Below are 20,814 nucleotides of genomic sequence, written 5' to 3'. Positions count from 1 at the left end.
GTCGCAGCTGAATCAATCGCGCTGATTTTATGGGTAAACCCGGTGCAAGTAAAATTTCTGTCGCAAATTTATTCGTAGCATTAAGAATAAAAATCCGTCCTAACTGGCTGAAAGCCTTGAAATTCGGGCATTGCGCACGGTTTTGTTAATTATGTTTCTTGCCCGGTGTAACGAAGTGCTAACTTGGTAATGATAATTAATATCGTTTAACCTGATCCCTGAAACTTTGCCTGTCCTGAGTCTTGCAAGTTCATTTGCCGTCAGCCCCCTACTTGCAAATGCGAAAGACTCTTGTTCTAGCAGTTTCCGACACCGCCCGCACCGCTCTGGGTCAATACTTTGCCGGATAAGCCGTGCTGGGCTGACGAAGCAATCGCCCATTGGCCCAACCAGTAGGCGAGGATGATCAGGTAGGGCGCGGCAGCGAACGGGCTGACGAAGCGGTCGATGCCGATCAGGCTGTCGGAGAACACGAACAGGCAGGCGCCCAGCGCGGCGACGCCTCCACAGGCCAAAGCTCGCCAGAGCATGGCGCTGATGGCCAGTGCGTACAGCGCCACCGGGATCAACAGCGGGCCGAGGCCGTGGCTGGCCAGCACGCCGAGCAGGGTGATGCCGGTGATGGCGCTCAATATCAGTGCCGGCAGTGCCGGGCGCAAGGTCTTGCTGCAATACGCCCGCAGGTAGGCCAGGTGTGCACAGAGGAAGGCGGCCAGGCCAAACACGAACAGGTCGCCAGGCACGGCCAGCAGAATGTCGCCGAGCACCGAGAAGCCCAGGCCCAGGGTGATCCAGCGCCGATAGGCGGTGGCGGGCGCGCCGAGCATCCAGGCGATCAGGGCCAGTACCGGAATGGGCTTGGCCAAGAGGCCGAGCAGGGCGTTGCCGGTGGCCAGTGCATATATATAGAGGGCGGCGGCTGCGGCAGCGATGATGAGCAAGTGGCTTGGGCGGGGCATGGGCGGACCTTGCTGCTGGGCTGCCACAAGCATAGTCTGGATCCTGGGTTCTGCTTCGGCCCTATCGCCGGCAAGCCGGCTCCCACAGGACTCTCCAATACCTGCGCGTTCGGCGATAGGGCCAGTGCAGCAAAAAAGAAGGCCCGGGATCCTTTCGAATCCCGGGCCTCTTTCAGCAAGCCACTGCTATCAGTGGAACTGCTCTTCCTCGGTCGAACCGGTCAGTGCAGTCACCGACGAAGCGCCACCCTGGATCACGGTGGTCATGTCGTCGAAGTAGCCGGTACCGACTTCCTGCTGGTGAGCCACGAAGGTGTAGCCCTTGCTGGCGTCGGCGAACTCTTGTTCCTGCAGCTTCACGTAGGCGGTCATGTCGTTGCGGGCGTAGTCGTGCGCCAGGTTGAACATGCCGTGCCACATGTTGTGGATACCGGCCAGGGTGATGAACTGGTGCTTGTAGCCCATGGCCGAGAGCTCGCGCTGGAACTTGGCGATGGTGGCGTCGTCCAGGTTCTTCTTCCAGTTGAACGAAGGCGAGCAGTTGTACGACAGGATCTGGTCCGGGTACTCCTTCTTGATCGCTTCGGCGAAGCGACGGGCTTCGTCCAGGTCCGGCTTGGCGGTTTCGCACCAGATCAGGTCGGCATACGGGGCGTAGGCCAGGCCGCGTGCGATGGCCTGGTCGAGGCCGGCACGCACCTTGTAGAAGCCTTCACGGGTACGCTCGCCAATCACGAACGGCTGGTCATAAGGGTCGCAGTCGCTGGTCAGCAGGTCGGCGGCGTTGGCGTCGGTACGGGCCAGGATGATGGTCGGCACACCCGAAACGTCAGCGGCCAGGCGCGCTGCAACCAGCTTCTGTACGGCTTCCTGGGTCGGTACCAGGACCTTGCCGCCCATGTGGCCGCATTTTTTCACCGAGGCCAGCTGGTCTTCGAAGTGCACGCCGGCGGCGCCTGCTTCGATCATGTTCTTCATCAGCTCGTAGGCGTTCAGCACGCCGCCGAAGCCGGCTTCGGCGTCCGCCACGATCGGTGCGAAGTAGTCGATGTAGCCTTCATCGCCCGGGTTTTTGCCCGCTTTCCACTGGATCTGGTCGGCGCGGCGGAACGAGTTGTTGATGCGCTTGACCACGGTCGGTACCGAATCGACCGGGTACAGCGACTGGTCAGGGTACATGGACTCGGCCGAGTTGTTGTCGGCGGCAACCTGCCAGCCGGACAGGTAGATGGCCTGGATACCGGCCTTGACCTGCTGCACTGCCTGGCCGCCGGTCAGGGCGCCCATGCAGTTGACGAAATCTTTTTCTGGGCGGAAGGACGGGTGGGCACCTTGGGTGACCAGCTTCCACAGTTTTTCTGCGCCCTGGCGGGCCAGGGTGTGCTCCGGCTGCAGGGAGCCACGCAGGCGAACGACATCAGCGGCGGTGTAGGTACGGGTCACGCCTTTCCAGCGCGGGTTTTCGGCCCAGTCTTTCTCGAGGGCTGCAATTTGCTGTTCGCGTGTCAGTGCCATGGAAATAAACCTCGTCGCATCGATCTTGGGGTAATTGTGCTGATGCTCACGAAGCGAATCAGGGGGTGTGGCGGCTGTCCTGTCCGGGGGAGTGCGGCGGCGAACGCGAAGGCTCGAAGGGGGAAGGAGGTGCAGGCCGGGCGAAGGTGTGCGCCTGCAGGTCGGCTCGTGGTTGCCTTGCTGCGGTGCTACGCGATTGCCAGTACTGCGGTGATGCGCTTCCGTCCCTCGGGACAACTTCTTCGTTGCAGTCGCAATCCCGTCGAACCGCCTTGTGGGCCGTATAGACACGAGGTGCCTCCCGGGGTGCTGGGAGTACGCCTCGAAGGCCCTTGCCAGGGCCCCTGATTAGCGGGAGCGAGGCCATCATGCCCTTGGGAAAAAGTACCTGTCAAATGTTTTGTAGTGCTTTTTTTCACTTACTACATTTTCGCTCGGATGCGACTTGCCGGTCAGTTTCAAGGCCTTGGGTCGAGGCCTTGATTTGCCTGGGATCAGTCGAGAAGGTCGACTTTGACACGCAAAGTCATGTTTTCACCGCGCTGGGTGCTGTATGTGCGGCTTGACAGGTTGCGGTCCGCTTGGGACTGCTGGTTGTAGCCTGCCAGGGTGATCCATTCGCCGAGCTTGCCAGTGAGGGTCGTGTCGGTGCTCTGCACTTTCACTACATCGGCACGTTCCTGGCTGATTCGGTCATTATTGCTGCTTATTTGCAGACGAACCGTATCGCCGCTCACACTTGGCGTGACGTAGAAACCCTGGGTCACATTGCGGTATTCGGTGTCGCTCTGGATACGCCCATAGCCGTCGGTGCTGGTGCTGGTGATCGGGATGCTCTGGCCCACCTGGATCAGCGCCGGCTGGCCTTCGCTGGCCTGCACCTGCTGCAGCCCGCCTTCGCGGTTGCTGGTGCCGTAGCGGATCACGCGACCATTGCCACGCGCGTCCTGGAAGTTGCTGTCGTTGTTGTCGACGCTGATCAACAGGCGCTTGGGTGCGGTGTCCAGCTGCTGCAGCAGGGTGCGCAAGTCGTCGATGCGCTCGGGGCTGGCGTTGACGATCAGCTTGTTCTCGAAGGCGCTGACGCTGCCGTCCTTGCCGATGAAGGACTGGGCGGCGGGCAGCAGTTCGGCGCTGCTGCGGTGCTGCAGCGGCAGCACTTCGGTGGCTGCCTGGGCCGCCAGGCTGGCGGCCAGCAGCAGGGAAGCGAAAAGGTGGCGTAGCGGCATGTCCATGGTCTCCGCGGGTGGAATCAACATGATGGCAAATTTGCCGGCTTCTTGCCGTGTCTGGATCACAACTGCGGCGCCGATGATGAAACCTTTTTCAGCTTCACCCTGTGCGCCCTTGGCCGCGCTACGCTTGGGTTTCCAACCCACGCAAGTGAACCCACCCATGCCAGACCGACGAAGTCTCACACTGCGATCCGAGGTGCCCGCGCGTACTGGCTAGCCGGTGCTGCGTCCGTGCTTCGCATTGCCTCCCACGGCAGGAGCACAGACCATGACCGTCAAAGACCGCAACACCCATTCGGGCCCATTGGCCCGCGAAGCCGCCGATGGCTTGGCCGCTACCCTGGAAAACCTCGGCGCCAACCCGCACGGCCTGAGCGAGGCCGAAGCCGCCAGCCGGCTGCTGCGCGATGGCGCCAACGAAGTGCTGCATGGCGCCCCGCAAACGCCCTTCAGGCAATTGCTCGGGGCGCTGCACAACCCCTTCATCTATGTGCTGCTGACCCTTGCCGCGCTCAGCTTCGTCACCGACTACTGGCTGCCGATCCGCGCCGGCAACGCGGACGATGCCGACTTGACCAAGGTGCTGATCATCCTGGTCATGGTCAGCCTCAGCAGCCTGCTGCGTTTTTACCAGGAATACCGTTCGAGCCAGGCGGCCGAAGCCCTCAAGGCCATGGTGCGGACCACCGCCACGGTGTCGCGCAGCCAGGAGCAGGGGCAGGTGCCGCGCCTGCGCGAGGTGCCGATGGCCGAGCTTGTGGTCGGCGACATCGTGCAGCTGCACGCGGGCGACATGATCCCCGCCGATGTGCGCCTGATCGAATCGCGTGACCTGTTCATCAGCCAGGCCGTGCTCACCGGCGAAGCGCTGCCCGTGGAAAAGTACGACACCCTCGGGCACGTGGTGCACAAGTCGGTCAGCGACAGCGCCGGCGGTGAAGGGCGCCTGCTGGAAACCGCCAACGTCTGCTTCATGGGCACCAGCGTGGTCAGCGGGCACGCCCGTGCGGTGGTGCTGGCCACGGGCCGGCGCACCTATTTCGGCACCCTGGCCAAGGCCATCGCCGGTTCGCGCAGCCAGACCGCCTTCGACCGTGGGGTGAACAGCGTCAGCCGGCTGTTGATCCGTTTCATGCTGGTGATGGTGCCGGTGGTGTTCCTGCTCAACGGCCTGGTCAAGCACGACTGGAGCGATGCCTTCCTGTTCGCCCTGGCGGTGGCGGTGGGGCTGACCCCGGAAATGCTACCGATGATCGTCAGCGCCAACCTGGCCAAGGGCGCGGTGGCCATGGCCCGGCGGCGGGTGGTGGTGAAACGCCTGAACGCGATCCAGAACTTCGGCTCGATGGACGTGCTGTGCACCGACAAGACCGGCACCCTGACCCAGGACCGCATCACCCTCGAGCAGTGCCTGGCGCCCAGCGGCATGCCCGACCCGCAGTTGCTGGAGCTGGCCTGGCTCAACAGCCACCACCAGAGCGGGGTGAAGAACCTGATGGACCAGGCCGTGCTGCGCTGCGCTGCCGAGACGCCTGGGTTCCAGGCACCGTTCGCCTATGCGAAGGTCGATGAACTGCCCTTCGACTTCATTCGCCGGCGCCTGTCGGTGGTGGTCAAGGATGCCCTGGGCGAGCGGCTGCTGGTCAGCAAGGGCGCCGTTGAGGAAATGCTCGCCATCGCCAGCCATGTTCAGCAAGGCGCTGTGCAGGCCGTGCTCGACGGCCCGCGCCGGGCGCAGCTGCAGGCCTTGGCCGAGGCCCTGAACGAGCAGGGCCTGCGCGTGCTGTTGCTCGGCACCCGTGCCCTGGGCGCCGATCACGGCAAGCTGCAGTACGCCGCCGAGGATGAGCGCGACCTGGTGATTCGCGGCTTCCTGACCTTCCTCGACCCGCCCAAGGACAGCGCCGGCCCGTCCATTGCCGCCCTGGCCGAGCAAGGGGTGGCCGTGAAGGTGCTGACCGGCGACAGCGCCCAGGTGTGCTGCAAGGTCTGCCGTGAAGTGGGCCTGGCGCCCGGCGAACCGCTGCTGGGCCAGGACATCGACAGCATGGATGACCCGCAGCTGGCAGAGCAGGTCGAGCGGCGCACGGTGTTCGCCCGGCTCACCCCGCTGCAGAAGTCGCGTGTGCTCAAGGCCCTGCAGGGCAATGGCCATACCGTCGGCTTTCTTGGCGACGGTATCAACGATGCCCCGGCCCTGCGCGATGCCGACGTCGGTATTTCGGTCGACAGCGCCACCGACATCGCCAAGGAGTCGGCCGACATCATCCTGCTGGACAAGAGCCTGCTGGTGCTGGGCGATGGCGTGCGGGTAGGGCGTGAAACCTTTGGCAATATCATGAAGTACCTGTGCATGACGGCCAGCTCCAACTTCGGCAACGTGTTCTCGGTCCTGGTGGCCAGCGCCTTCCTGCCGTTCCTGCCGATGCTGGCGATCCAGCTGCTGCTGCAGAACCTGCTGTATGACGCCTCGCAGCTGGCGCTGCCGTGGGACCGCATGGACCAGGACTTCCTGCGCAAGCCACGGCAATGGGATGCACGCAACATCGGCCGCTTCATGCGCTGGGTCGGGCCGACCTCGTCGGTGTTCGATATCACCACGTTCGCCGTGATGTGGTACGTGTTCGCCGCCAATAGCGTGCAGATGCAGGCGCTGTTCCAGTCTGGCTGGTTCGTCGAGGGGCTGCTGTCGCAGACCTTGGTGGTGCACATGCTGCGCACCCGCAAGGTGCCGTTCGTGCAGAGCACCGCGGCGCTGCCGGTGATCCTGGCCACGGGCCTGGTGATGTGCCTGGGCATCTACATCCCGTTCTCGCCCCTGGGGGCGATGATCGGCCTGGTGCCGCTGCCGCTGGCCTATTTCCCTTGGCTGGCAGCCACCCTGCTGGGCTACTGCGTGCTGGCACAGACCATCAAGGCCCTGTACATCCGCCGTTTTGGCCAGTGGTTCTGAGGTAGAAGGCGAGGTGGCTGCTGCCGGACAAATTCCGTAACATCGGCCGCCTCGTTTCTTGCTCGCCCTCGGCCCTGGTATCTACCGCGAAGATGCCTGGCTCGAGGGTGGGCGCCATCACAGGATTCCCATGAAACCCGCTCGACTTCGTGCCGACGTGCTCGCCGGCCTGACCACGTCTTTTGCCCTGGTGCCCGAGTGCATCGCCTTCGCCCTGGTCGCCCACCTCAACCCGCTGATGGGCCTGTATGGCGCCTTCATCATCTGCACCCTGACGGCACTGTTCGGCGGCCGGCCGGGGATGATTTCCGGCGCCGCGGGCTCGATGGCGGTGGTCATCGTCGCCCTGGTGGTGCAGCACGGCGCGCAGTACCTGCTGGCCACGGTGCTGCTGGGCGGGGTGGTGATGATCCTGTTCGGGCTGCTGCGCCTGGGCAAGCTGGTGCGCCTGGTGCCGTACCCGGTGATGCTCGGCTTCGTCAACGGCCTGGCGATCGTCATCGCCCTGGCCCAGCTGGAGCACTTCAAGCAGGGCGAGCAGTGGCTCAGCGGTGCGCCGCTGTACCTGATGATCGGCCTGGTGGCGCTGACCATGCTGGTGGTCTACCTGCTGCCCAAGCTCACCCGTGCGGTGCCGCCGGCGCTGGTGGCGATCCTTGGGGTCGGCTTGCTGGTGTACCTGCTCGGCTTGCCCACGCGCACCCTCGGCGACATGGCGCACATCGCCGGTGGCCTGCCGGCGCTGGCCCTGCCGCAGGTGCCCTGGAACCTGCAAACCCTGAAGATCATCGCGCCCTACGCGGTGCTGATGGCCATGGTCGGGCTGCTGGAAACCCTGCTGACCCTCAACCTCACCGACGAAATCACCGAGAGCCGCGGCTACCCGGACCGCGAGTGCGTGGCCTTGGGCGCGGCCAACATGGTCTCGGGCCTGTGCGGCGGCATGGGCGGCTGCGCAATGATCGGGCAGACCGTGATCAACCTCAGCTCCAACGGCCGTGGCCGGCTGTCAGGCGTGGTCGCCGGGGTGATGATCCTGCTGTTCGTGCTGTTTCTCTCGCCGTTGATCGAGCGTATTCCGCTGGCGGCGCTGGTGGGGGTGATGTTCGTGGTGGCCCAGCAGACGTTCGCCTGGGCGTCCTTGCGGGTGCTGCACAAGGTGCCGGTGAGCGATGTGCTGGCGATCATTGCGGTGACCGTGGTCACCGTGTTCACCGACCTGGCCACGGCGGTGCTGTTCGGCATCGTCATCGCCGCGATCAACTTCGCCTGGCAGCATGCGCGGGAGCTGTATGCCGAAAGCCATGAAGATGCCGAGGGCAGCAAGCACTACCAGGTGCACGGCACGCTGTTCTTCGCCTCGACCACGGCGTTTCTCAACCAGTTCGATGCCGCGAGCGACCCGGCCAAGGTGACCCTGGACTGCAAGCACCTGAGCTTTGTCGACTATTCGGCGATCGCCGCCCTGCAGACCTTGCGCGAGCGTTATGCCAAGGCGGGCAAGCACCTGCGCGTGGTGCACTTGTCGGAGCGTTGCAAGAAGCTGCTGAAGCGGGCTGGCGAACAGCACTGAGCCCCATCGCCGGCAAGCCGGCTCCCACACCGATCAGTGCAACGCTGCAGATCCCTGTGGGAGCCGGCTTGCCGGCGATCGAAGGCGAAGCCTTCGGCTGATCACTTGCCGCTGGTTTTTTTCACGATCAATTCGACGATACTCGCCGGCGCCTCGGCATAGCGGGTGAACTCCATGGTGTAGCTGGCCCGCCCCTGGGTCATCGAGCGCATCGAGGTGGCATAGCCGAACATCTCCCCCAGCGGCACCTCGGCGCGGATCACCTTGCCGGCCGGGGTCTCGTCGCCATCCTGGATCATCCCGCGGCGCCGGCTCAGGTCGCCCATGATGTCGCCCTGGTACTCCTCGGGCGTCACCACCTCGACCTTCATCACCGGCTCCAGCAGCACCGCGCCGCCTTTTTGCGACAGCTGCTTGGTGGCCATGGAGGCGGCGATCTTGTAGGCCATCTCGTTGGAGTCGACGTCGTGGTACGAGCCGTCGAACACTGCCGCCTTGAGGTTGATCAGCGGATAGCCGGCGAGCACGCCGTTCTTCATCTGCTCCTCGATGCCTTTCTGGATGGCCGGGATGTACTCGCGCGGCACCACGCCGCCGACGATCTCGTTGGTGAACTCCAGGCCTTCCTTGCCCTCATCGCCCGGCGCGAAGCGGATCCAGCAGTGGCCGTACTGGCCGCGCCCGCCCGACTGGCGAACGAAGCGGCCCTCGATCTCGCAGGTGTTGCGGATCTTCTCGCGGTAGGCCACCTGGGGCTTGCCGATGTTGGCCTCGACGTTGAACTCGCGGCGCATGCGGTCGACGATGATGTCCAGGTGCAGCTCGCCCATGCCCGAGATGATGGTCTGGGCGGTTTCCTCGTCGGTGCGCACACGGAACGAGGGGTCTTCCTGGGCCAGCTTGCCCAGGGCAATGCCCATCTTCTCCTGGTCGGCCTTGGTCTTGGGCTCCACCGCCACGGAAATCACCGGGTCGGGAAAGTCCATGCGCTCGAGGATGATCGGCTTGTCGATGTCGCACAGGGTGTCGCCGGTGGTCACGTCCTTCATGCCGATCAGCGCGGCGATGTCGCCGGCGCACACGTCCTTGATCTCGGCGCGCTGGTTGGCGTGCATCTGCACCATGCGGCCGATGCGTTCCTTCTTGCCCTTGACCGAGTTGAGCACGGCATTGCCGGAGCTGAGCACCCCGGAATAGACCCGGGCGAAGGTGAGGGTGCCGACGAACGGGTCGGTGGCGATCTTGAAGGCCAGGGCCGAGAACGGCTCCTTGTCGTCGGCGTGGCGTTCCAGGTGTTTGTCTTCGTCGTCGGGGTCGGTGCCCCTGATCGCCGGGATTTCCGAAGGCGCGGGCAGGTAGTCGATGACGGCATCGAGCATCAGCGGCACGCCCTTGTTCTTGAACGAGGAGCCGAGGATGGTCGGCACGATCTCGTTGGCGATGGTGCGCTGGCGCAGCGCGGCCTTGATCTCGTCGATGGTCAGTTCCTCGCCGTCGAGAAACTTCGCGGTCAGCTCGTCGCTGGCGTCGGCCGCGGCTTCGAGCATGTGCTCGCGCCATTCGTCGGCCAGTGCCTGCAGCTCGGCGGGGATTTCTTCTTCGCGGTAGCTGGTGCCCTGGTCGGCCTCGTTCCAGTAGATGGCCTTCATCTTCACCAGGTCGATCTGGCCGATGAAGTTTTCCTCGCTGCCGATGGCCAGCTGGATCGGCACCGGGTGGTGCCCCAGGCGCTTGTCGATCTGCTTGACCACGCGCAGGAAGTCGGCGCCCTGGCGGTCCATCTTGTTGATGTAGGCCAGGCGCGGCACGTGGTACTTGTTGGCCTGGCGCCAGACCGTCTCGGACTGCGGCTCGACCCCGTCGGCGCCGCTGAACACCACCACCGCGCCGTCGAGCACGCGCAGCGAGCGCTCCACCTCGATGGTGAAGTCGACGTGGCCGGGGGTGTCGATGATGTTGAAGCGGTACTTGTCGGCGAACTGCTTGGTCGAGCCTTGCCAGAAGGCCGTGGTCGCCGCCGAGGTGATGGTGATGCCGCGTTCCTGCTCCTGGGCCATCCAGTCCATGGTCGCGGCGCCATCATGCACCTCGCCCATCTTGTGGTTGACCCCGGTGTAGAAGAGGATGCGCTCGGTGGTGGTGGTCTTGCCGGCGTCCACGTGGGCGACGATGCCGATATTGCGGTACAGCTCGATGGGCGTTGTACGGGCCATGACGGACTACCTGCGGCGATGCGGATTCTCCCAAGGTAGCAGAGCGGGAGAATCCTGCTTTACCGCCGGGCCGTCAGTCGGCCTGGGCTTGCAGCAACCAAACGCCTTCGACTTCACGGGCCAGGCCGCTGGCGGCCAGCAGGGCCAGCAGGCGCTCGTGCAGGGCGGCCTCGGTGAAGGTCTTGAGGGTGGCCAGATCGAGGGTGCCGGCCAGGGTCAGTTCGGCCTTGGTGTACGACAGCCAGGCCTTTTTCAGCGCCTGGGCCACATCGCTGCCGGCGGTGCTGGCGAAACGGCGGTACCAGCTGCGGCCTTCGAAGGTGAAGCTGTGGGCGTGGCTGTAGGTGCTCGGGTCAGCGCCTTCGCTGCAGCGGTGGCAGCGGCACGGGCCTTCGCCGAAGGCTGCGCGCAGGTAGCTGTTGAAGTCCACGACGGGCTTGAGGGTCAGGCGTTTGTCGACCTCGAACAGGTCGGCGATCAGGGGTTCTTCGGCGCTCACTCGGTGTCCTCGTGTGGTGTGGCGTGCATCGGCGGGCACCCTAACAGATCGGGGCGGGGGAGGCCATGCGGTTGTGCCAGGGCAGGGCCCGTGTGGGAGCCGGCTTGCCGGCGATGAGGCCAGTAGAGACAACAGCGCACGGCTGCCGTACTCTACGCGCCCGCAAGCCTACATCTGACTCCGAGGTAACCCCGCTTGAGCAACAAGTACCCGTACACCGCCATCGTGACCATCAGCGCCGAAGACCGTGGCGGCGATACCGAGGCCTCCGAGAACCCCAGCATGCGCGTCGGCCTCGAAGCGGTGACCGAAACCCTGAAGAAGGTGCATTTCGTCGGTACGCTCGCGGCCCCCGAAAAACCCGCCACGCACATCTGCGTGACCCTGGACAACGGCCTGACCTACTACGGCCCGATCGTCAACGGCCACGCCGAACTCGAAGGCGGCTGGATCGCCTTCGAATCCGACATGCTCACCCCCGACGAGCTGGGCCTGTAAGCCTCAACTCAGCTGCGCCAGGCATTGCTCGAGGATATCCAGGCCTTCCTCGAGCACCTCGGCCTCGATGGTCAAGGGTGCCAGCAGGCGGATGATGTGCCGCGCCTTGCCGCTGGGCATCAGCAGCAGCCCCTTGGCCCGCGCCGCTTCCATCACCTTGGCCAGCAGCGCCGGTGCCGGGCTGCCGTCGGCATTGACGAACTCGATACCGCGCATGGCGCCGACCCCGGTCAGGCGGCCGATGAATGCAAAGCGGCCTTGCCAGCGCGCCACCCGGCTGACGATCGCCTGCTCCTGGCGCTCGCCCCAGGTGGCGAGGTTTTCGTCGCTCATCTGCGCCAGGCTCGCCAGCGCCGCGGCACAGGCAATCGGGTTGCCCGAGTAGGTGCCGCCCAGGCCGCCCTTGGGCAATGCCGACATCAGCGCCTGGCGCCCGACCACCGCCCCCAGCGGCATGCCGCCGGCGATGCTCTTGGCCAGCAGCAGCAGGTCGGGCTCGATCCCCAGGCGCGGGAAGGCGAAGCGCTGGCCGGTACGGCCGAAGCCAGACTGGATTTCGTCGATGATGATCAGGATCCCCTGCTCGTCGCAGAACCTGCGCAGGGCCTGGGCGAACGCCGGGTCCAGGGCCAGGAAGCCGCCTTCGCCCTGCACCGGTTCGAAGATGAACGCGGCCACGTCCTCCACCGCCAGTTCCACGCTGAACAACCGCTCCATGGCCTTTAGCGCCTGCTCGCAAGTTACCCCGGTGTCGGCGCTGGGGTAGGGCAGGTGGTAGACCGGCCCTGGCAGTTCGCCGACCCGCTGCTTGTAAGGGGCGACCTTGCCGTTGAGGTTGAGGGTGGCCAGGGTGCGCCCATGGAACCCGCCGTCGAAGGCGATGATGGCGCGCTTGCCGGTGGCGCCGCGGGCGACTTTCAGGGCGTTTTCCGCCGCTTCCGCGCCGCTGTTGGTGAGCATGCCGGCCAGTGGGTAGCTGACCGGGACAAAGGCGCTCAGCTGCTCCATCAGCGCCAGGTACGGCCCGTGGGGCGCGGCATTGAAGGCGTAGTGGGTCAGGCGCGTGGCCTGGGCCTGGATCGCCTCGACCACGGCCGGGTTGCAATGGCCCAGGTTGAGTACGCCGATACCGCCGACGAAGTCGATGTAACGTTTGCCGTCGGTATCCCAGACTTCGGCATTGCGGCCATGGGAAAGTGTGATCGGGTGAACGATGGCAATGGATTGGCTGATACTTTCCTGGTTCATGGGGCACGCGGACCTTGTTCGAGTTTCTTACTATCCAAGCGTGCCGGGGTATTATTCCGCAAACGAATTATTTGATTGCGATCATTCCCTGGATTCGTGATCTTTCTGTGCCGGCCTCTTCGCGGGGCAAGCCCGCTCCCACAAAGTGCTCGACAACTTCGAGCCCGTGCAGGTGCGCTCAATCCCCCTCAGCCACCCGCTCGCGAATCCACTGCACGAATGCCCTGACCTTGGGCACCTCGGCGGCATGCTCGGCATGGGCGATGAAGTGCCGGCCGTTGCTCGCCACCGGGTGGTCCCAGGCCACCACCAGCTTGCCCTCGCTCAGCTCCTCGGCCACCAGGTAGCGCGGAATCAGGGCGATGCCGCAACCGGCGATGGCCGCGCGGATGCACAGGTAGAACGTGTCGAAGCGCGGCCCGTGGTAGCTGTTCTGGCTGTGCAGGCCAAGGCCCAGGAACCACTCGTGCCAGGCCTCGGGGCGCGAGGCGCACTGCAGCAGGCGGTGCTCGGTAAGCGCCTGGGCGCTGTCGAAACTGTGCCGGGCGCGCAGCGCCGGGGCGCACACCGGCACCACCTCTTCGCTGAACAGCTCGATGCAGGTGGCCCCCGGCCAGGTGCCCTGGCCGAAGAAGAAGGCGATGTCGGCGTTGGCCTGGACCAGGTCGAACGGCTCCAGCTCGTTGCGGATGTCCAGGTGGATGCGCGGGTAGCGGTCGCCGAAACCCTTGAGCCTGGGCACCAGCCAGCGCGCGCCGAAGGTCGGCTGGGTGGCGATGCGCAGCACCTCGGTTTCGTCGCCGTAGCTGAGGATGTAGCGGCTGGAGATGTCGATCTGGTTGAGGATCTTGTTCACCTCGGCCAGGTACAGGGCGCCGGCCGGGGTCAGGTGCAGGCGCCTGCGAATGCGCTGGAACAGCGAGTGCGCGAGCATCTCCTCCAGCTGCGCCACCTGCTTGCTCACGGCGCTCTGGGTCAGGTGCAGCTCTTCGGCGGCGCGGGTGAAGCTCAGGTGGCGGGCGGCAGCTTCGAAGCACTGCAAAGCGGTGGTGGAGGGCATCAGGCGTTTGGACATGGCAAGGATTTACCGAGCAAAAAAGGAAGAAGTTCATTCCCAAATGGAATCATGTGCTTCGAAAAGGTCGTTTGTTGACCCGCGCCTATAGATTAATACTGACCTCGATCAACGATTACAACCGGTGATGCAAAGAGGAGGTCAGTGCGCGACCGGCAACTTCAGAACAAGAAAAAAGAGCAACACACCTACAAGAATTCTGCTCCAACTTTTCAGCCGTCCGCGTGGCGGCCGACCCATTCGAGGGTTCTCCATGGCTTCGCTAGACAACAACAAACAGCGTTCCTTGCAGCACGGCCTGACATCGCGTCAGGTGTCCATGATCTCCATCGCCGGCATCATCGGCGCCGGCCTGTTCATCGGCTCGTCCAACGCCATCGCCACCGCCGGCCCGGCCATCCTCATCTCCTACGCAATGACCGGCCTGCTGGTGCTGCTGGTGATGCGCATGCTCGGCGAAATGGCCATCGCCAACCCCAACAGCGGCTCGTTCTCCACCTACGCCTCCGAGGCCATCGGCCCCTGGGCCGGCTTCACCATCGGCTGGCTGTACTGGTGGTTCTGGGTGCTGATCATCCCGGTCGAGGCCATCGCCGGCGCAGACATCCTGCACGCCTACTTCCCCGGGGTGCCGTCGTGGCTGTTCGCCTTCCTGATCATGTTCCTGCTGTCGGGCACCAACCTGGTCAGCGTGAAGAACTTCGGTGCATTCGAGTACTGGTTCGCCCTGGTCAAGGTGATTGCCATCGTCGCCTTCATCGCGGTCTGCAGCCTGGCCGTGTTCGGCTTCTGGCCGCTGGCCGAAGTGTCCGGCGTGAGCCGCCTGTGGGATAACGGCGGGTTCATGCCCAACGGTTTCGGCACGGTGCTGGGCGGGGTGCTGATCACCATCTTCTCGTTCTTCGGCGCCGAGATCGTGACCATCGCCGCCGATGAAACCGCCAACCCGAAAGACAAGATCCGCCGCGCCACCAACCTGGTGGTGTACCGCATCGCGATCTTCTACCTGGCGTCGATCTTCCTGGTGGTGTCGCTGGTGGCGTGGAACGACCCGGGCCTGAAGGCAGTAGGCTCGTTCCAGCGGGTGCTGGAAGTGCTCAACGTGCCGGGCGCCAAGCTGCTGGTCGACCTGGTGGTGCTGGTGGCGGTCACCAGCTGCATGAACTCCGGCCTCTACACCGCCTCGCGGATGCTCTACTCGCTGGGCGCACGCGGCCAGGCGCTGAGCATGACCAAGCGTATTTCCGGCGCGGGCGTGCCGACCGTGGCGGTGCTTCTCTCCACCCTGGCAGGCTTTGCCGGCTGCTTCGTCAACTATGTGTTCCCCGGCAAGGTGTTCGGCTTTTTGCTCTCCACCACCGGCGCCATCGCCTTGCTGGTGTACCTGGTGATCGCCGTGTCGCAGCTGCGCATGCGTGCCCGTGCCGACCGCGAAGGGCGGCCGCTGGAGCTGAAGATGTGGCTGTTCCCGTGGCTCACCTGGCTGGTGATCGGCACCATCTTGCTGGTGCTCGGCTACATGCTGTTCAACGAGGCCTACCGTTACGAAACGCTGATGACCGCTGGGGTAACCCTGTTCATCCTGCTGGTGTCGCTGACCCAGAAGGGCGGCAAGGTGGTTGCGCAGACGGCTTGAGCTTTCTGATTTAATGGGGGCGTTGCGCGCCCCCATTCCAACAAGCACAGGAAGCGTATGAACGAGCACACCCTTTCCCTCCAGGCCCTGGCCGCGCCCGAAGGCACCTGCTACGGCTGCGGCTGCTCCCACCCCAGCGGCCTGCACCTGCAAAGCCACTGGGACAGCGATGGTATCCACCTGTTGTGCCGGCACAACCCCGACAGCAGCTTCATCGGCTGGCCCGGCCTGGTCTACGGCGGGCTCCTGGCGATGCTGGTCGACTGCCACTCCAACTGGACGGCCATGGCCTATCACTACCGCGCCGAGGGCCGCGAGCCCGGCAGCCTGCCGCGTATCGACTGCGTCACCGGCAGCCTGGGCGTGAACTACCTCAAGCCCACGCCGATGGGAGTCGAGCTGCTGCTCAAGGCGCGCGTCGAAGGTGAAGTGGGGCGCAAGACCCGTGTGCTGTGCGAGGTCTGGGCCGGCGATGTGCTCACCGTCAGCGCCGACTCGGTGTTCGTGCGCGTCGACACCGAAAAGCTCAAGCTCAAGGCGCACGGCCAGGCGAGCTGAGCACAGGCCGGTGATGGTCAGCCGCGCGCGATGCCACTAGAGTGACAAGTTCCACTTCCCTGGCACAGGTTGACCATGACCGATCTCAGCGCATTCCCCATCACCCGCAAATGGCCCGCGCAGCACCCCGAGCGCCTGCAGTTGTATTCGTTGCCCACGCCCAATGGGGTGAAGGTGTCGATCATGCTGGAGGAGATCGGCCTGCCTTACGAGGCGCACAAGGTCAGCTTCGACAGCGACGAGCAGATGAGCCCGGAGTTCATCTCCCTCAGTGCCAACAACAAAATCCCGGCGATCCTCGACCCCAACGGGCCGGGCGGCCAGCCGCTGCCGCTGTTCGAGTCGGGCGCGATCCTGCAGTACCTGGCCGAGAAGAGCGGGCAACTGCTCAGCCAGGACCCGGCCACCCGCTACCAGACGATCCAGTGGCTGATGTTCCAGATGGGCGGCATCGGGCCGATGTTCGGCCAGGTCGGCTTCTTCCATTTCTTTGCCGGCAAGGACTTCGAAGACAAGCGCCCGCGTGATCGCTACGTCAACGAATCGAAGCGCTTGCTGGGCGTGCTGGACCGGCACCTGAAGGGCCGCGAATGGATGGTCGAGCACTACAGCATTGCCGACATCGCCATCTTCCCCTGGGTGCGCAACCTGGTGGAGCGCTACAACGCGCGGGAGCTGGTGGGGTTCGATGAGTTCAAGGAAGTGCAGCGGGTGCTGGCCAGGTTCCTCGAGCGGCCGGCGGTGCAGCGTGGGCTGAAGATTCCGGGTTGATGTGGGCAGGTCTGGCCCTATCGCCGGCAAGGTCAGCACCCAGGCCATCAGCAAATTGATCAGCGTGCGTTTCTGAATCCCCGAGCCATTGGCGACCATGGTCCCGGCCACGCCAGAGCTCAGCACATGGGTGGTCGAAACCGGCAGGCCGAACATGTCCGCAGCACCGATGGTGCACATCGCCACCACCTCGGCCGAAGCGCCCTGGGCATAGCTCAGGTGGGTCTTGCCGATCTTCTCGCCCACCGTCACCACGATGCGCCGCCAGCCGACCATGGTCCCAAGGCCCAGGGCGATGGCCACGGCCACCTTGACCCACAGCGGGATGTAGCGGGTGGCGTCGTCGAGCTGGGTCTTGAACAATTGCACGTGGCTGCGGGTGTCGGCGTCGAAGCTGACCAGCTGGTTTTTCTCCATCAGGCGGATCGCTTCGCTGGTCAGGTACATGTCATTGCGCACGTTGGCCATGGCCTCGGCCGGCACCCGCTTGAGCGAACCGTAGCCTTTGACTTCCTCGCCGATCATGCCGGTGAGGCTGGCCAGGGCAGGCACCAGTTGCGGGTTGGCCTTGGGCTCTGAGATGAACGCGGTCAGCACCTGGCGCGGGTCGCCGGGCAACGGCCGCGGGTCGCTGCGCACCAGGGCCTGGCGGGTCACTTCGGCAACGGCGGAGAACTGCAGCGCCTGCTCGCTGGGCATGGTCTTGTTCAGCGCGTAGGCCATCGGCAAGGTACCGACCAGGATCAGCATGATCAGGCCCATGCCTTTTTGCCCGTCGTTGGAGCCGTGGGCGAAGGAAACCCCGGTACAGGTGAGGATCAGCACCCCACGGATCCACCAAGGTGGCGGCGTGCGGCCTTCCGGTGCCTGGTACAGCTCCTTGCGCTTGACCAGCGCGCGCAGGGCGAGCAGCAGCAGGGCGGCGCAGGCGAAGCCGATCAAGGGCGAGAACAACAGGGCGTAGCCGACCTTGCTGGCCTGGCCCCAGTCCACCCCGCTGGTGCCGTCACGCCCATGCATCAGGGCGTTGGCCACGCCCACGCCGATGATCGAGCCGATCAGGGTGTGCGAGGACGAGGCCGGCAGGCCCAGCCACCAGGTGCCGAGGTTCCAGATGATCGCGGCCAGCAGCAGGGCGAAGACCATGGCGAACCCCGCGGTGGAGCCCACCTGCAGTATCAGCTCCACCGGCAGCAGGGCAATGATGCCGAAGGCCACCGCGCCGCTGGAAAGCAGCACGCCGAGGAAATTGCACAGCCCCGACCAGACCACCGCCACCGGCGCCGGCAGCGAGTGGGTGTAGATCACCGTGGCCACGGCATTGGCGGTATCGTGGAAGCCATTGACGAACTCGAAGCCCAGGGCGATCAACAGCGCCAGGCCCAGCAGCAGAAACGGCGTGACCGTGGTGATTACCGTGCCGCTGGCGCTGACGTCCTGCTTGAGGCTCCAGGCGGTGTAGGCGATGCCGGCCATGAGCAGGCCGAAGAACAGAAAGAGTGTGGCGCGCCCGGGTTTGTGCGACAGCTGCGGGCGTGAATCGCGGTGGGCCAGTTGCGGCTGGCTGGCCAGTGACGGGGTTGCCATGGTGGCTCCGAGTGGCTTCAGGCGAAGGTGCCGAAGGCTGTCAGCATAGAAACAATTCGTTACCGGGACGTGACCTCGGTCAATGAATTACCTAGGCTCAAGACGAGTGGTAAAGGCAGGAGAACCCCATGATTCGCTGCAAGCGCGTCTATGACGCGGCTGACCCCGGCGATGGCCAGCGGGTGCTGGTCGACCGCCTGTGGCCGCGCAACAAACGCAAGGATGAGTTGCACGGCCAGTGGCTGCGCGAGGTGGCGCCGTCGGCTCGATTGCGCAAGGCGTTTCACCAGGGCGAGCTCGATTTCAATGCGTTCGCCCAGCGCTATCGGCAGGAGCTGGCAGCCCATCCCGAGCACTGGTATCCACTGCTGGACTGGCTGGCCAAGGGTGACCTGACCCTGCTGTATGCCGGCAAGGACACCGAGCACAACAACGCCCAGGTGCTGGCCGCCTGGCTCGAAGAGGAATGGGAACGGCGCGCGCCGGGCAGTTCGCCGGTGTGCTATGCCCCTTGAACTCAAGCGCGCCGGCGACCAGCACTGCACCTTCGCCCGCGACCTCACGCGCCGGGCGATGCTGCCTTATTACCGCCAGTTCGATCTGCTGTGGGTTGAAGAGGCCTTCGACCAGGCCTGGGGCTGGCGCGAGCAGTGGCTGATCGTCGAGGGGGACAACGTGCTGGGTTTCTGCAGCCTCAGCCAGGACCGCCAGGCGCTGTTCATTCGCGAGCTGCATTTGCGGCCAGAGCAGCGTGGGCGCGGGGTGGGCGGCTGGGTGCTGGAGCAGTTGGCCGTTTGGGCCGGGCAGCGGCGCTTGCCGTTGCTGAGGTTGATGGTGTTCAAGAGCAACCCGGCGCGGCGGCTGTACCTGCGCCATGGGTTTGTCGAGATGGGCGAGGATGAGTGTTTCGTGCGTATGCAGCGGGTGGTGGGGTGAACTGATCGGGCCCTATCGCCGGCAAGCCGGCTCCCACACCTATCGCATGGGCACGGAAGGCTCCTGTGGGAGCCGGCTTGCCGGCGATAGGGCCCGATCAATCACTGCTGCTGCACCCGCACCGTGCCCCCCTGGCGCACAGTGGCCTCCAGCAGCTGCCCCTGCAACGGCAGCAAATCCCCAATCAACAGGTTCTGCAGCAACGGCTTGCCCTCATAGCTGTTCGCCCCCAGCACCACATCACGCACCCCCTCCACCCGCACCAGCGCCTTGCCCACCTGGCCCAGGCGGTTGCCGCTGAGCACCAGCGGCCCCGGCAGCGGCGCGGCGTTGCGCACGCTCACGGCATATTCCGAGGTATTGCCAATCCGGTTGTCGAGCAACGCCACGGCGCCCACCTCGCTGGCATCCACCGCGCTGCCCTGGCTGCTGGCCAGCAGGTTGTCGTCGATCACCAGCGGCGCCGCCGCGGTCGGTGCCAGGTTGCGCAACTGGATGCCATTGCCACGGCTGTCGCCGATACGATTGCCTGCCAACAGCACCGCCCCTTGCTGCTCGCTGACCTCGATGGCCGCCTTGGCCGCGCCGAGGATCAGGTTGCCTTGCACCAGCGCCTGGGTTTGCCCGCGCAGGCGCACGCCGCTGTTGTTGTCGATGCCGCGCAGCTGGTTGCCCTCAAGCTTCAGCTGGCTGTCGCGCACGTCGATGGCGTACTGCTGCGACTGCTCGAACTGGCTGGCGCCGATGGTCGCCTGGCTGTGCTGCAACTCCACCGCGCTGGACATCTGGCTGAAGTGGCTGTCGCGGATCAGCACCGTGGCCAGGCGCGTGCTCGCCGGCTGCTGGGCGCTCAGGGCGGTGGTCAGGCCGCGCGAGAGGTTGGCGTTGTAGCCCAGGCGCTTGAGGGTCGAACCGAGCACCTGGGTGTGGCTGCCGGCCCAGGCCACCACGAACGGGCGCCAGGCGCGTTCGGTGGCGCCGGGGCGCTCGCCGGCCATGCTTTCCAGGCTCGACTGGTTGAGCCCCAGCCAGCCCTGGTTGATCAGCGCGGTGCCGGAAAAACTCGACAGGTACAGGCTGGTGCCTTCGATCACCAGCCCGGCATCGGCTGCGATCAGCAGCGGGTAGCTGAGCAGGTAGCCGTCCTTGTAGCGCTTGAGGATGCGCGGGTCGCCAAGGGCATCGTGCAACTGCGCCAGGGTGATGCTGCCGCCGCGCAGCTGCACCACCTGCGGGTGATGCGCCTGGTAGCCGGCGATGGCGCGGAACAGGCCGTTGTTGACGAACGGTTCGAACGGCCAGCTGCCGGCCTGGGCCGAGAACATCGGCTGCAGGCTGACGCTGGCGCGGCCTGCCGGGCGCGGGCGTTCGGCCTGCTGGAAGGCCACGGCCTGGCGCACCTGCTGGCGCAGCTGCTCGACCTTGAGCTGGCGCTGGTCCTGGGTCAGCTGGGTCACCGTCTGGTTGGCCGGCAGCGCCTGGCTGGCGGCTTGGGCCGTGCCGGCCAGGCACAAGGCGGCCAGGCAGGTGAGGGAAAAGCGGGCGAGGGCGGCCATGG

Annotated in this window: 16 protein-coding genes and 1 pseudogene; 8 read left to right on the top strand and 9 right to left on the bottom strand. The window is 65.1% G+C overall.

Annotation, left to right across the window (positions count from 1 at the left end; genetic code table 11):
• Positions 1 to 296: 296 nt before the first annotated feature.
• From L6D75_RS08800 to L6D75_RS08790, 3 genes are all read right to left on the bottom strand, one after another.
• The gene (locus L6D75_RS08800) at positions 297 to 959 is read right to left on the bottom strand and encodes a lysoplasmalogenase (RefSeq protein ID WP_176518009.1); all 663 of its coding nucleotides are present in this window, start codon (positions 957 to 959) and stop codon (positions 297 to 299) included.
• A gap of 189 nt (positions 960 to 1,148) precedes the next feature.
• On the bottom strand, positions 1,149 to 2,474 hold the full coding sequence (aceA, locus tag L6D75_RS08795) for an isocitrate lyase (protein ID WP_176512818.1): 1,326 nt from the start codon (positions 2,472 to 2,474) through the stop codon (positions 1,149 to 1,151).
• 494 nt (positions 2,475 to 2,968) lie between these two features.
• Positions 2,969 to 3,733, bottom strand: a complete 765-nt coding sequence (locus L6D75_RS08790) for a secretin N-terminal domain-containing protein (RefSeq protein ID WP_176518008.1) — start codon at positions 3,731 to 3,733, stop codon at positions 2,969 to 2,971.
• A 244-nt stretch (positions 3,734 to 3,977) separates the two neighbouring features.
• Here L6D75_RS08790 and mgtA point away from each other — a divergent pair, with 244 nt between their 5' ends.
• The gene (gene mgtA, locus L6D75_RS08785) at positions 3,978 to 6,662 is read left to right on the top strand and encodes a magnesium-translocating P-type ATPase (RefSeq protein WP_176518007.1); all 2,685 of its coding nucleotides are present in this window, start codon (positions 3,978 to 3,980) and stop codon (positions 6,660 to 6,662) included.
• Positions 6,663 to 6,792: 130 nt separating this feature from the next.
• Complete coding sequence (locus L6D75_RS08780) at positions 6,793 to 8,235, top strand: SulP family inorganic anion transporter (protein WP_176518006.1); 1,443 nt, start codon at positions 6,793 to 6,795, stop codon at positions 8,233 to 8,235.
• Positions 8,236 to 8,336: 101 nt separating this feature from the next.
• Here the strand turns inward: L6D75_RS08780 and fusA are convergent, their stop codons facing one another.
• Positions 8,337 to 10,448, bottom strand: coding sequence for an elongation factor G (gene fusA / locus L6D75_RS08775; RefSeq protein ID WP_176518005.1), 2,112 nt, complete (start codon positions 10,446 to 10,448; stop codon positions 8,337 to 8,339).
• A 73-nt stretch (positions 10,449 to 10,521) separates the two neighbouring features.
• Complete coding sequence (locus tag L6D75_RS08770) at positions 10,522 to 10,947, bottom strand: hypothetical protein (RefSeq protein WP_176518004.1); 426 nt, start codon at positions 10,945 to 10,947, stop codon at positions 10,522 to 10,524.
• Between the two features lie 195 nt (positions 10,948 to 11,142).
• Between L6D75_RS08770 and L6D75_RS08765 the strand changes: the two genes are divergently transcribed.
• Positions 11,143 to 11,445 carry a hypothetical protein gene (locus L6D75_RS08765; RefSeq protein WP_176518003.1) on the top strand — a complete coding sequence of 101 codons (303 nt, stop codon included), beginning with the start codon at positions 11,143 to 11,145 and terminating at the stop codon, positions 11,443 to 11,445.
• Positions 11,446 to 11,448: 3 nt separating this feature from the next.
• On the opposite strand, the gene L6D75_RS08760 is transcribed toward L6D75_RS08765, so the two are convergent.
• Both L6D75_RS08760 and gcvA read right to left on the bottom strand, forming a co-directional pair.
• Positions 11,449 to 12,693, bottom strand: a complete 1,245-nt coding sequence (locus L6D75_RS08760; RefSeq protein WP_176518002.1) for a 2-aminoadipate transaminase — start codon at positions 12,691 to 12,693, stop codon at positions 11,449 to 11,451.
• 178 nt (positions 12,694 to 12,871) lie between these two features.
• Entirely contained in the window at positions 12,872 to 13,768 is an 897-nt protein-coding gene (gene gcvA, locus L6D75_RS08755) for a transcriptional regulator GcvA (RefSeq protein ID WP_176518001.1), read from the bottom strand.
• Positions 13,769 to 14,021: 253 nt separating this feature from the next.
• Here gcvA and L6D75_RS08750 point away from each other — a divergent pair, with 253 nt between their 5' ends.
• The 3 genes from L6D75_RS08750 (at position 14,022) to L6D75_RS08740 (ending at position 16,733) form a co-directional block, all read left to right on the top strand.
• Positions 14,022 to 15,404, top strand: a complete 1,383-nt coding sequence (locus tag L6D75_RS08750) for an amino acid permease (protein ID WP_176518000.1) — start codon at positions 14,022 to 14,024, stop codon at positions 15,402 to 15,404.
• Positions 15,405 to 15,461: 57 nt separating this feature from the next.
• Positions 15,462 to 15,962, top strand: a complete 501-nt coding sequence (locus tag L6D75_RS08745; RefSeq protein WP_176517999.1) for a PaaI family thioesterase — start codon at positions 15,462 to 15,464, stop codon at positions 15,960 to 15,962.
• A 75-nt stretch (positions 15,963 to 16,037) separates the two neighbouring features.
• Entirely contained in the window at positions 16,038 to 16,733 is a 696-nt protein-coding gene (locus L6D75_RS08740) for a glutathione S-transferase N-terminal domain-containing protein (protein WP_176517998.1), read from the top strand.
• 21 nt (positions 16,734 to 16,754) lie between these two features.
• Here L6D75_RS08740 and L6D75_RS08735 read toward each other — a convergent pair.
• Positions 16,755 to 18,320, bottom strand: a pseudogene (locus tag L6D75_RS08735) (inorganic phosphate transporter); the annotation flags it as partial.
• Positions 18,321 to 18,448: 128 nt separating this feature from the next.
• On the opposite strand from L6D75_RS08735, the gene L6D75_RS08730 reads away from it, so the two are divergent.
• Positions 18,449 to 18,835, top strand: a complete 387-nt coding sequence (locus L6D75_RS08730; RefSeq protein ID WP_176518229.1) for a DUF488 domain-containing protein — start codon at positions 18,449 to 18,451, stop codon at positions 18,833 to 18,835.
• Positions 18,825 to 19,256 (top strand): GNAT family N-acetyltransferase, encoded by a 432-nt coding sequence (locus L6D75_RS08725; RefSeq protein WP_176518230.1) that lies wholly within the window; start codon positions 18,825 to 18,827, stop codon positions 19,254 to 19,256. Before L6D75_RS08730 ends, L6D75_RS08725 begins: the two co-directional genes overlap by 11 nt.
• Before the next feature lie 101 nt (positions 19,257 to 19,357).
• Here the strand turns inward: L6D75_RS08725 and L6D75_RS08720 are convergent, their stop codons facing one another.
• Entirely contained in the window at positions 19,358 to 20,812 is a 1,455-nt protein-coding gene (locus L6D75_RS08720; protein WP_176513455.1) for a right-handed parallel beta-helix repeat-containing protein, read from the bottom strand.
• Between the last annotated feature and the right edge of the window lie 2 nt (positions 20,813 to 20,814).

Source organism: Pseudomonas faucium (assembly GCF_021602585.1).
GTDB classification, from domain to species: domain Bacteria; phylum Pseudomonadota; class Gammaproteobacteria; order Pseudomonadales; family Pseudomonadaceae; genus Aquipseudomonas; species Aquipseudomonas faucium.
This window is presented reverse-complemented; position numbering and strand designations above follow the sequence as displayed.